The organism is Thermostichus sp. MS-CIW-23, from assembly GCF_054059455.1.
In genome coordinates this window covers 1-11,725 of the sequence record NZ_JBSSCC010000024.1, presented here as the reverse complement: position 1 = coordinate 11,725, position 11,725 = coordinate 1, and the positions used below count along the sequence as shown (strand labels likewise).

Genomic DNA, 11,725 nt, shown 5'->3' with positions numbered 1-11,725 from the left:
CTCCCTACATTTCATTCAGCCGCGAGATGTTGGTATTGGCCCCCAGAACCACCAGCAAATCCCCCTTTTCCAGCAGGTAGTCTGCGGGGGGAGAGACCACCAGCGATTGCTTTCGCTTCACCACCAGCACCGTGATGCCGAAGCGGCGACGCAGATCCGACTCCGCCAGCGTATGGCCCACCAACGCCTCCGGCACCTGTAATTCCGTAATACTGTAGCCCGGCTCCAGCTCTAGCTGATCTAGGATCCCCGGTGCTGTCAACACCTGAGCCAAACGGCGCCCTGCCTCTTGCTCCGGCAACACCACCCGATCTGCCCCCACTCGCAGGAGAATAGAGCGTTGCCGCTCGGTCGACGCCTTACAGACCACATTGCGCACCCCCAGACTTTTCAGGGCCACCGTCGTCAGCAAATTGCTCTCAAAATCGCTGCCAATGGCCACCACCACCGTGTCGAAGGAGAGGATATCCACCGCTCGCAGCGCATCTTCATCGCTGGAATCGAGTGCCACCACCTGCGTCAGCTGATCCGCCAGGCGCTGCACGATCTCACGGCTGCGGTCGATCCCCAAGACATTGTGCCCTCGCTCCATCAAGGTGAGAGCCAAGCTAGAACCAAAGCGCCCCAGACCAATTACCGCATATTCACGATCCACCCGCTGTCGTTCGCGCCAGCGGAACGCAGTCCCTGCCATAGGATCTCCTGCCCCCTCTTTCAAGAACAGATCATAAGTTCATCCAGCAGGGATCGGAAGGGCCGCGACTCTAGGCCGACTCAGGCTTGGGCAGCGTAGAGGGGTGAGGAATCAGCTCGCGGGTGGAACGGCGCTCCACCATCTCTGCGGTGATGCGGATGTGCTTTAGGTCGCGGCGGGAGGGTGCCTCGTACATCACATCCAGCATTAGCTCTTCCACAATGGCCCGCAGGGCGCGAGCCCCGGTCTTGCGGCGATAAGCCTCTTTGGCAATGGCAGCAATGGCGGCAGGTTCAAACTCCAGTTCCACCCCGTCCATGCGCAACAGCTTCTGCGCCTGCTTGAGAATGGCGTTTTTGGGCTGCGTCAGGATCGCCTCCAGCGCCTTCTCATCCAGCGGATCCAAAGTCGCCACTACCGGGAGCCGCCCCGTGAATTCGGGAATCATGCCGTACTTGATCAAGTCTTCAGGCTCCAAAGCCTTGAGGGCATTGGCCATACGTTGCTCGCGGGTAACCGACAATTGCTCCCCTGGCTTGATAAAGCCCATCGATTTCTTGCCGATGCGCTGCTCGATTACTTTTTCCAGGCCAACAAAAGCCCCCCCGCAAATGAAGAGGATGTTGGAAGTGTCGATTTGAATGCAGTCTTGATAGGGGTGCTTGCGCCCTCCCTGGGGAGGCACGTTGGCTATTGTCCCTTCCAGCATCTTCAACAAAGCCTGCTGCACCCCCTCGCCGGAGACATCGCGGGTAATGGAGGGGTTCTCGCTTTTGCGGGCAATTTTGTCGATTTCGTCGATGTAGATGATGCCGCGCTGGGCCTCTTCTACGTCCATGTCCGCCACCTGCAGCAGGCGCAACAGGATGTTTTCCACATCCTCGCCCACATAGCCAGCTTCCGTAAGGGTGGTAGCATCTGCAACCGCAAAAGGCACATCCAACATGCGAGCCAGGGTTTCCGCCAGCAGGGTTTTGCCGGAGCCAGTGGGGCCAATGATCAAAATGTTGGACTTCTGTAGCTCCACCTCATCCAGTTCCGAAACTCCGACGCTACCGGGGTTGGCCTTGGCAGCCAGACGCTTGTAGTGGTTGTAAACCGCCACCGACAAAACCTTCTTAGCTTTTTCTTGGCCAATCACATATTGGTCGAGATAGCGCATGATCTCCTGCGGCTTGGGCAACTGCGCCAAAGAAGGCAGGCTGCGGGAGGATTTTTTAGGAGCTTCACGCCGGCCGCCGGCAGGGGCGGCAGCAGGAGGAGTGTTGCCGTCGTAGAGTTCCTCATCCAAAATCTCGTTGCAGAGCTCCACGCACTCGTCACAGATGTAGACCCCCGGCCCCGCAATCAACTTACGCACCTGATCCTGTGACTTGTTGCAGAAGGAGCACTTTAGATGGGAGTCATATTTGGCCATGGGATCCTCGTTGCTGCTTGCTCTTGGCTATCCTAATCCGGCAAAAGCCAGAAGAAAACTAAACCTTCCAATCCAGTCGCAAATTGGCTGCGAAAGCGTAAGGAGGCCGAAGTTGGTGGAATCTCACTGACCTACTAGTCTAGCATCTCCACTGGGCTCGTAGGGCTTGTTTCCGGATCCCCAAGGGGGCAGGGTGCCAAGAGATTCCCATGGGGATCAACTGGAAAGACTGGAGATATAGTCATTTCAAACTGGATTGAGACACTTCCCAAGCGCTCCGTGCCGCTTCCGCGACCACCCACTCTTCAAAAGGGAGCTGGGAAGCAATGCAACGGAGGTGTTTCATTCTTGCTTCAAAGTGACCATAAGCTTCTCCAGCGCTCTGCGCTACCCGTGCAAACGCCACAGCCTCGGTTCTCCCCAAGTGTCTTACAAGGAGGAAAACTGGAAATGGAAGGGGTGAGCCGTTTCGCTGCTACCGGGAATGGTCATACATCCTTTGGACGGATTTATAGAAAAACCGCCCGACTTGACGCCGAGCGGAAGATGGTGTGAGGAGTGAACGGAAACATGCGTCTCCGCTGATCCCATCATAGTTGAACTTATCTGGCACTGGCAAAGGAATCCTTCAGTTAAGTTGGATACTTTTTGGAGGTGTGGCCGCGCCTTTTTGTAACCAAAAAGGGGAAGGAACTGTCCGTGTTTCGTTCGCTTCCCCCTATTGGCGTCCACTCCTCACTACAGGTGAATCATAAATTATCCCTGCCGCTAAGACAACCCACCCTACCCAAGTTTTTCGGGGATCCACCCTGTCAAGGATGCAGATCACCGGATTCCACGGTGGGATCCAGCGCCAACAGCTCCGCTTCGGTCAGCAGGGGGATCCCCAGTTGTTGGGCTTGCTCCAGCTTGGAGCCGGGGTCAGAGCCCACCACCACGTAGTCGGTTTGGCGGCTGACGCTGGCGGTGACTTTGCCCCCCCGACTCTCAATCCAAGCCTTGGCCTGCTGGCGGGAGAGGGTGGGCAAGGTGCCGGTGATTACGAATTTTTTCCCGGCCAGGATCTGGGAGACGGCAGGGTTCTCCTGCTGAGGAAGAGCGGGGATCCCTAGCGCCTGCAACTCCTGCAGCAGCCGCCGGTGGGCGGGATCGGCAAACCAGGCCACCACCGCTTCGGCCACTTCCGCGCCTATCCCGTAGATCTGGGCGATGGTTTCTGCGCTGGCTTGGGCCAAAAGCTCAGGGGTGGGAAAATGGCCAGCCAAAATCTGGGCAGTGACCACCCCCACATGGGGGATCCCCAGCCCGTAGAGCACCCGTTCCCAGGGCTGCTGGCGAGAGCGCTGAATGGCTTGCACCAGCTTTTGGCTGGAGCGGGATCCCATCCCCTCCAAGCCCTGCAACTGCTCTGGGGTGAGGCGGTAGAGATCGGCTACGGTGCGCACTCCCAAGTTCTCCACCAATTGGGCTGCCCGCTTTTCCCCCAAGCCTTCGATATCCAAAGCATCGCGGCTGGCCCAGTGCTGCAATTGGCCGCGCAACTTAGCCGGGCACTCGGGGTTGGGGCAGCGGGTCACGGCTTCGCCGGGGGGACGAACCAAAGGGGCGTGGCATTCGGGGCACTGGCTGGGCAGGCTGTAGGGAACAGCGTCGGCAGGGCGCAATTCCTTCAGGATCCCGACCACCTCCGGGATGATCTCCCCGGCTTTGCGCACGATGGCAGTATCGCCGATGTGCACGTCCAGCTCCCGCAGGCGATCGGCATTGTGCAGGCTGGCGCGGCTGACAAGGGTGCCGGCCAAAGGAACCGGCTCCAGCTCTGCCACTGGAGTGACGGCGCCGGTACGGCCCACGCTGGCCACGATGGCGCGGATGCGGGTGGGGACTTCCTGGGCAGGGTATTTGAGGGCAATGGCCCAGCGGGGAAATTTTTGCGTAAAGCCGGCCTCCTCCTGCAGCTGCAAGGAGTTCAATTTCACCACCACCCCGTCGCTGGCGTAGGGGAGCTGGGCACCCCGCCATCGCTCATAAAATTGGATCACTTCTCCCAAGCCCCGACAGACCTGGGAAAGGGGGTTGACTGGAAATCCCAATTCCTTGAGCTGCTGCAGACACTGCCACTGGGTTTGCGGGGGATCCCCGGCGGGCCATCCCTCCGGCCAGTGGAGGGCGTAGGCGAAGAAGCTGAGCTTGCGGGCGGCCACAACGCGGCTATCCAACTGCCGCAGGGTACCGGCAGCACAGTTGCGCGGGTTGGCAAAGGGGGGATCCCCAGCGGAACGACGCTCTTGGTTGATCCGTTCAAACTCGGCTAGGGCCAGATAGACTTCCCCCCGCACCTCCAAAACGGGAGGCGGATCTGCTGTCGCCAGCCGCAGGGGAATCGAACGAATGGCGCGCACGTTGGGGGTGATGTCCTCTCCGGCCTGTCCGTCCCCCCGAGTAGCACCCCGCTCCAAAAGACCATTGATGTAGGTTAGGGCCAAGGCGGCGCCATCAATCTTCAGCTCACATACATATTCCAGCTCTCCCTCTGTCCCGCTGTCGGGAACAGGGGCACGGCCCAAAACTCGCAGCAGGCGCTCTTGCCACTCCTCCAGTTCTTCTGGGTTGAAAGCGTTTTCCAAGCTGTAGAGGGGGATGCGGTGGAAGACGGTGGGAAAATGCTCTGCAGGTTTTTCTCCCACCCGCTGAGTAGGGCTATCGGGGGTGACCAGTTCAGGGTAAGCCCGCTCCAGCTCTTGCAGCTCGCGGTAGAGGCGGTCGTAAACGCTGTCTTCCAGGATGGGAGCATCGTGGACATAGTAGGCAATGCTGGCCTTCTGCAGCAGGGTGCGCAGCTCGCGGGCGCGTTCTTCCAGATGGGGATCCATAACTCCTTGGGTGAGCAAGGTCTACCCCTAGGTTAGGGCTCCTGAGGAGCGAACAAGTAGGAGCCGATATTCTCCAAGCTGGGAGGATGTAGGAAGGGGATGGTCAAGATGGCCTGCTGGGAAAATGGCTGGGGGAGCTGGGCCAGAAGAGTCTGGTGACGACGGCGGAGGGCCTCTCCAAAGGGGGTAGAATCCTCCAACCACACCCGATTGAGAACGGCGTAGGGATGAGGGATCCCCAAAGCATCCAGTTCCGCCAAGAGACGCTCGGTTTCCGCCAGAACTGCTTGCTCGGGGTTAAAGACGGGGATAAAGGTAACAAACTGGGGATCCTGGAGCTGCTGCCGGAGCTGTCGCACCTGGGCCAAGAGCTCCCGCATCCGCTGCGCCCATTCCGACCTGCCCACCACATCCCGATATTTCAGCCACAGCTTCAGGGCCAAGCTCACCCAACCTTCCAGAGCCTGGGGCATCTGCAGAAACCGCAAGAGATGGCCTGTGGGAGCCGTGTCCAGCACCACCAGGTCAAACTGCCCGCTCGTCTCCTGTCGGAGAACACTCAACAGGGCCATCACCTCATCCAAGCCGGGTGGGGGCATCTGCAGCAGTTGCCGCCACGCCTGTGGGTCGTATTGGACTTCCACCCCTGCCGTCCCCTCCCCCGCCAAGATGGCCGCCACCTCCTCCAGATAATCCTGCCGGAATTGCTCCAGCACCGCCGCCGCATCGACCTCCTGCCCCAGCAGGTTGGGCAGCAGGGGGATGGGATCCTGACCCAGTTTCGTCTGAAACAGATCCCCCAGCGAGTGAGCCGGATCGATGGAGACCAGCAACAGCTGCTTGTCGGGATGGCGCTTGGCCAAGTTCCAAGCCAGGGCCCCGGCCACCGTCGTCTTGCCCACACCCCCTTTGCCCCCCACCAACACCAGTCGGATCCCTTGGGCCAAAAAATCCGGTAGGGACGGGATCCCCCTGAAGGAAGGGAAGAGGGTAGAGAAGGGAGACTCTCTCTCCGCTCTCTGCTCTGGGATCCCTTCCAACTCCAGCAGCACCTCTGGCAAGGGGCGAAGCTGCTGCACCAGCCCATCTAGGGCCGCCAACCCAACCGGCTCCTGCAGTTGATAAGGACAGACCCAGATAGAGTATCCGGGCAGCTCCTCCTGTAGGGCTTTGAGCACGCGCCGCTGTTCCTGTTGCCGCGCCGAGTAGAGAGGAGAGGAGAGAGCAGCGGGCAGCGAAGGTTGGCTGTTATTCTCTCTTGCAAGCAGCACCTGATTGACCAGAAGACCGCCGATGGGCACGCGGCGGTTTTGCAGTTGCTGACAAAAGCGGCGGGTTTCCGCCACGCTCAACTGCTCCGGGATCATCACCAGCCAAGCAGAAGTGCTCTCCGGAGTGGTCAAGCGGGCTTTGCCCCCCTCAAGTTCCCTCTGCAACTGGGCCAAAAACGCATCCGCCTCATCCGGTCGATAGGTGCCTGTCAGGGCTTGGGCGATCTCCCGATGCTTGGCCTGAAAGGTGGCAAACACAGCCAGCAGATTATCCAAAAAGTCGGGCAGCTCCAACAGCCGCAGGGTGTGCCCGGTGGGGGCCGTATCCAGGATGACCGTATCCACCTCCTCCCCAGCCAGCAGCCGGTTGACCTCCAGAATGGCCATCAGCTCATCCACCCCCGGCCACGCCAAATCCCAGATCGGCAGCAGATCCTCTCGGCCAAACCAACTGCCCCGCTCGGCAATGAGCTCCAGGGCCGGCCCATAGGTTTGCCGAAAAGATTGCAACAAAATCTCCGCTTGCAAAGCCCGCACCTGTAAATTGGGGCGATCCGGCAGGGGTTGGGCCACATCCGTAACCGAGATTTGCAGCACGTCCCCCAACGAGTGGGCGGGATCTGTGGACATCAGGAGCAGACGGCGCTGGGGATCCACCTGGGCCAGTTGGCGAGCCAGCGCGCAGGTCAAGGTTGTTTTGCCCACTCCTCCCTTGCCGCTGAACAGCAAGAGGCGTTGGGAAGCCAAGAGCAGAGGATGGCAGGAATGCTCCTCACTGTTAACGCGACTGAGTTGCAAAGGGATCCCCTCCCACATAGGTCGCCCCTATTTTGGCCTGGATCCCTCTTGGGGATGTTCCAGATCACTGCAAAAGTGCTCCGCACCGCTGACGGGATGGGAAGAGCTTGTACGGGAGCAGCTCACCGCAGTTTCTCCTCTCCCAGCCACACCCGGCGACGTCCTCTGTCCCACACCAGCAGGGTGTGGATCCCAATCCAAAGTCCTGTCCACAGCCAGTTGTGCAACCAGATTTTGCCCAGAATGGGCAGGGTCAGGCCCTCCGTTCCCCCCAAAACCAGGCCGGCTGCCAAAATCAGCCCTTCAAAAGCCAGAAACCCCAAGATGAGCATGGCCGGGATCCAGAGATAGTTCAGCAGCAGTTGCCTTGGCCGAAGGGTCTTGGACTGGAAAAACAAAGGGCGATAGCTGGCAGCAAGAGCAACCCCCACCGTGCCGATCCCCAGCACCAACCCCCAGGCAAACGAATCGGGAGTGCGGGGATAGTTGTGCCAGGTGTAGCCAAAGATTTGGTTGGCCAGCCAAATCATCAAAGCACTAATGGCTGCCCTTTGGCGGGTTAAAGTTGTGCCTGCAACAATACCAACAGTTACAAAAGGAAGGGTACATGTATAAGCAATATTGCTGAGACAGCCGACGGTGGTAAACAAGCTGGGCCAGAACCAGCCTTGGGCCAAATCTTGAGTAGCTTGTATCCAAAGTGGGGCTGAGATCAAGCGGCAAGATCTGGGGATAGGTTGAGCACTCGATTGCAGGCCAATCATGCTTTAATCTCCTGGAAAAAGGTGGTCTTTCAGAGGACAGCTATTAAGCAAATGCTCAAAAACAATTTGCCGAGCTACTTGGGGAGTAACCCGCTTGTACCAGGTGCGATCCCCAGAGTAAAAAACCACGGGCCCCTGTTGGCAAACTTCCAAGCAGCCTGAGGTGATAACCTGTACGTCCAGGTTGGCTTCTCGAAGAGCCGATTCCAGAGCTTCCACAACCGGTTGGTAGTTGCGGGAAGGATAACAACGGCTGGAACGACAGACGGCAAGGTAGGGACGTTTAAGAGGGTTATCCTCATAGGGGATCCGCTCTTTCCCCTGCACATAGATGGCGCGGATGCGCTCGTAAAGAGAAAGCTTTTGGTAGTCAGCTTTGCCTTCCGGCAGGTAGTCTTCCTCTGGCCCCAAAAAGGGGCTGGGCAGAAAAATCTGCAGCAAAGGTTCTTCTGCTCCATTCCAGAATTGGATCCCCCACATGCGGGGCTGACCTTGGGGATTGAGGCGCCGGTAGAGAGCAGCACGGCTAACCAACCTTTTGCGGCGCAGCTCGGGTGGGGTCTTGCGATGGGGGCCGCCTTGGTGCTCCTCCAGGCACAAATGCAGGTGCCAAGTTTCGGTGGCAACGGTTAGATAGCCATCGTAGAGCACGCACAAAGCTGGAGGTTTCTTAAAAGCCAGCTCCAGCACCCCGCCTTCCGCCACATGGCCCACCTGGATCTCGGCCCAGTGCTCTTGAAACAGCTCGTAGAGCAACGGCCCCAAGCAGTCAATATGGGCAGGGATCCCTTCATAAAGGGTTGTCCAACCCGTCAGAGAAACTTCCTGCCAAGCTTGATGGAGGGGGGTTATCCAGGGCGTGAAAGCGGCCATGAGAGAGCTCCTCAGTGCAGTGGTGGAATACGAGCAATCACCCCTTTTTTGAGAGGGCGCTCGGCCCAGGGTAGGATCCCATCCAACTTGGTTAGGTAGAGCTCTGCTGTCTGCAGAATCAGCTCCACATCTTTTGGATCCAGATCTCCAAAAACATAGGTCATCTTTTGAGGTGCTGCCAACGCAACAACGCAAGCATGGCTGCAGGCGCTCATACAGGCAACTGGTTTTAGAGTTAGTTGGGGGTGGAGGGTTTGGGATTGCAGGGCAGACAGCAGCATTTCTCCCTTGCTAGTCCCTTCTTTTTGGCCGTTAACCCACCGAGATCCGCAAGTGACACAAACCCAAAGACAATGGCTGCTGGGTTGCTGGGCAGCGCTGCCAGCTTGAACTGGCAACTGGGAAGTTGATTGAGACACAGAGCTGCTTGATACCGGCATAACTTGCAATCCAGACTTGACTGTAAAGGGCGCGATGAAGAAGGGGAAATGATCTCAATATCTAAGCGAGTGGTCAAGCAGTGAGCGAAATGGCTAAGCCTTTAAAATTGGCCTCTCAGATTGAGCCGAACGGTGCGACCCACTCCTGGGTAGCCGGGGAAAACCTCATATTGCTCATCCAGCAGGTTATCAACCCCCACTTCTAGAGCGAGATTTTCTGCTACTGGGATCCCTCCCCGCAGAGCCAGGTTGGTGTAGCCGGGCAGAGATTGGGTATTGGCGTTGTTGGTAAAGAAAGTGCCAATGTGATGCAGGAAAACTGAGGCATACCGATCCTCTGCATCGCGGTAGCTCAGGCCCAGGTTGAAGCTGTCTGCTCCCACGAAGGCTAGCTGTTTGCCAACCGCTTTGGGATCCAGCGCCGAGCGGATGATGGGATCGTTCAGGGTGTAGTTGGCAAAAAGAGTCCAGTTTTCCCCCAATCGCAAATCCAGGGCTGCTTCCAAGCCCGTGTATTCCACGAGCTCAATGTTTTCGTAGGTTCCCCTGCGCGGGCCGGTGCTGACAAAGGTGATGCCATCGCGGATGCGGTTATGGGCAAAGGTCAAGCGCAGTAGGCCAAAATCTCCCAAAGCCTGATCCAGGCCAATGTCAAAACTCTCTCCCCGCTCCGGGCGCAAATTGGGGTTCCCATCTACCTCAAAAAAGCCCCGCAAACGAAAGAATAAGTTTGAGATCAAGGGGGTGCGAAAGCTGCCGGCATAATTGGCCCTCAGGGTGGTGCTTTCTGCCAAAACCCAGCGGATCCCTGCGGCAGGAGAGGTGGCCGAACCGTTGACCAGATTGCTCGAATCTTGGCGAACACCTAAGTTGAGATAAAAGTTGGGCTGTGGCTTGTAATCCAGGCGGGCAAAGAGGGCCCCTTGGTTCACGGTATTGTCGTAGTTGACATTGGTGGATCCCCTGGCAAAGGAGAAGGTGGTGTTGCGAGCTGAAATGGATCGGTAGTCTGCTCCTAGAGTAAGCTCCAGGTTTTCAGCAGCCTTCCAGGTGTATTGCAGTTGGGATCCCCACCCCGTTCGCAGGATCTCATCCCGGGATCCCTGGCTTTGTGGGGCGCTGAAGCGATAGTTGAGGTCGTCAAAAAATACCCTAGCTTGCAGGGATCCCCTCTCTTGATCCCATAGCCAACTGAGATCTAACAGCAGGTCGTTGGTGTTTTGCACTGCATCGGGGGAGGGAAACTCGGTGCTGCCGGGCACCTGAAACGCTTTATTGAGATAAAGGGCATTTCCGGTTAGGACTTGGCCTTCTGCCAGTTGCCAGGTGAGTTTGGCTTGTAGGTTGTGGTACTCCACTGCCGAGTTCTCCCGCCTGCCGGCTTTGCCCAAACGCCTAATTTCAAAAGGAAAGTCGTTGTTGCTCTGCAGACGGCGATAGCTGACCACCCAGCCCAGATCCTGCACCTGGCCGCGGTTCTGGATCCCTTGCTCGTTGAGGCCGTAGCTGCCGATAGCCGCTTCCAGCACGGTCTCGGATCTCGGCTTTGGATCCAGCGTCACGATGTTGATGACCCCGCCAACGGCATCGGAGCCGTATAAGGTGGAGCCCCCACCTGGAGAGATCTCAATACGCTCGACCACATCTGTAGTGATCTGAGACAGATCGAACCCGCCAAAAAAGCCCAGGTCGTTAATGGGGCGGCCATCCAAGAGCACCAACACCTGGGCCGTTCGTCCTCCCCGCATAAACTGGGAGCTAAGGGCTCCCAACTGGGTTCCTGCCGTGCCGTCGCTGAGGATCCCGGGCAGGTAGCGCAGGGCCTCCTGAACCGTTCTTGCCCCTTGCTCTCGAATTTGCTGGCGGGTAATGACGTAAACCGGGCGGGAAGAATCCCGCAGCAAACCAGGACGGCGAAAAGGTGTGGTGACGGGTTGATTTAAAATCTCGGCGCTAACGCCGGTTTCCAACACCTCTTGAGCTGAGGGCGGGGAAGCTGCCGGCTGCGCCCACGCTGGGATCCCCAAAACAAGACCCCCCAGCGCCAGGCTGAGACCTAGAATGGGATTCATTTTCTTTCTTGAAGCTCCTGATTCCGTGCGACGCGGAAGAAATGCGAGCCAAAACCGCAGGCGGGCATCCTGACTGAGGGCATAGGTCTAGCCCAAGCCCATCACAGTTGCGGCACAGCGCCGGATTTGCACCGGACTTTCCCCTTTACATGCCCTGGCTGATCCCCAGGACAACCTGTCGGTACAGCTTTCTCTGCGATTGCTCCGAAAAAGCCGTGCTAGGCATCATACATCCCCTGCTCTGGAGTTCCTATCCTGCCAGGGGGGATGTCATCCCCAGGGGTGAACGGGATCCCAACGGCAATCCCAGGGCTTCGGATGGGCCACATCCCATTTAGGCCAGATTTCTTCACTGCTTTGTAAGCAGTTGAAGGATAGCCCGCTGCTACTCCAGATCGCGAGGCCCAGGGATCCCTTAGCCTTTTAGAGAACAGAGCATGACTCTAGTCAATAATAAGCTCAACTATACTGAAAATAATGTATAATATGTTCAGTACGGATTACTACCAGTTGATCTTTCTGT

At 57.9% G+C, this 11,725-nt stretch carries 8 protein-coding genes and 1 riboswitch; all 8 genes read right to left on the bottom strand.

Features of this window, described 5'->3' with window-relative positions; all coding sequences use genetic code 11:
- Positions 1-4 precede the first annotated feature (4 nt).
- The 8 genes from ACVW0B_RS09500 to ACVW0B_RS09465 all read right to left on the bottom strand — a co-directional run bounded on the left by ACVW0B_RS09500 (position 5) and on the right by ACVW0B_RS09465 (position 11,202).
- Positions 5-694, bottom strand: a complete 690-nt coding sequence (locus ACVW0B_RS09500) for a potassium channel family protein (protein ID WP_414329043.1) — start codon at positions 692-694, stop codon at positions 5-7.
- A 70-nt stretch (positions 695-764) separates the two neighbouring features.
- Positions 765-2,111, bottom strand: coding sequence for an ATP-dependent protease ATP-binding subunit ClpX (gene clpX / locus ACVW0B_RS09495; RefSeq protein ID WP_457491544.1), 1,347 nt, complete (start codon positions 2,109-2,111; stop codon positions 765-767).
- Between the two features lie 812 nt (positions 2,112-2,923).
- A complete protein-coding gene (ligA, locus tag ACVW0B_RS09490; RefSeq protein WP_457491543.1) occupies positions 2,924-4,984 on the bottom strand; it encodes an NAD-dependent DNA ligase LigA in 2,061 nt (686 codons plus the stop codon).
- A 32-nt stretch (positions 4,985-5,016) separates the two neighbouring features.
- On the bottom strand, positions 5,017-7,053 hold the full coding sequence (locus ACVW0B_RS09485; RefSeq protein ID WP_457491542.1) for an ArsA family ATPase: 2,037 nt from the start codon (positions 7,051-7,053) through the stop codon (positions 5,017-5,019).
- A gap of 122 nt (positions 7,054-7,175) precedes the next feature.
- The gene (locus ACVW0B_RS09480; protein ID WP_457491541.1) at positions 7,176-7,586 is read right to left on the bottom strand and encodes a hypothetical protein; all 411 of its coding nucleotides are present in this window, start codon (positions 7,584-7,586) and stop codon (positions 7,176-7,178) included.
- A gap of 234 nt (positions 7,587-7,820) precedes the next feature.
- Entirely contained in the window at positions 7,821-8,690 is an 870-nt protein-coding gene (locus tag ACVW0B_RS09475) for a (2Fe-2S) ferredoxin domain-containing protein (RefSeq protein WP_457384514.1), read from the bottom strand.
- A gap of 11 nt (positions 8,691-8,701) precedes the next feature.
- A complete protein-coding gene (locus ACVW0B_RS09470) occupies positions 8,702-9,130 on the bottom strand; it encodes a DUF1636 domain-containing protein (RefSeq protein ID WP_457491540.1) in 429 nt (142 codons plus the stop codon).
- A 101-nt stretch (positions 9,131-9,231) separates the two neighbouring features.
- Positions 9,232-11,202 (bottom strand): TonB-dependent receptor plug domain-containing protein, encoded by a 1,971-nt coding sequence (locus tag ACVW0B_RS09465; RefSeq protein ID WP_457491539.1) that lies wholly within the window; start codon positions 11,200-11,202, stop codon positions 9,232-9,234.
- Positions 11,203-11,244: 42 nt separating this feature from the next.
- Positions 11,245-11,396, bottom strand: a riboswitch (cobalamin riboswitch).
- Positions 11,397-11,725: the final 329 nt, after the last annotated feature.